Source organism: Corallococcus exercitus (assembly GCF_003611585.1).
GTDB lineage: Bacteria > Myxococcota > Myxococcia > Myxococcales > Myxococcaceae > Corallococcus > Corallococcus exercitus.
Map to the genome: position 1 here is coordinate 1 of NZ_RAVW01000925.1, position 409 is coordinate 409.

1 protein-coding gene is annotated in these 409 nt (G+C 66.7%); it reads left to right on the forward strand.

Translation table 11 applies throughout. The features are described from left to right. The coding region (locus D7W79_RS46665; protein ID WP_147442401.1) for a hypothetical protein at nt 1-409 on the forward strand (409 nt) is incomplete at both ends.

Below are 409 nucleotides of genomic sequence, written 5' to 3' on the forward strand. Positions count from 1 at the left end.
ACTTTTCCCCATGCGCAGCTTCCCTGCGCTTCGATCTCGCCGAGGGCGGGTTCATCCTGGACGCGCTGGCCATGGCCACCCGATCCGACATCCCGGCGGACGTCATGGCACAACAGACCCGCGGCGTGGCCTCCGTTCTCACGCGCTGGGCGCACTACAACGCCCTGATCCGCGCCTTCGTCCCTGAGGCCTCACATCGGTGCGGGGGGCAGTCTGCCAACGTCGAGCCACGGATCCTGGTACCCATCACCCACAACGCCAGCTACGTCGTCACCCACTCCCCTCTGCCCCGGGGGATCGGCTACAAGCTCACCGGCGTCGACGTCCGACGCCCACTGTTCCTAACCTACCTCACCGCGACATGCGAAGGCTCCACCCGGGATATCGAGTCCAAGCGGCTGGTGCGCAC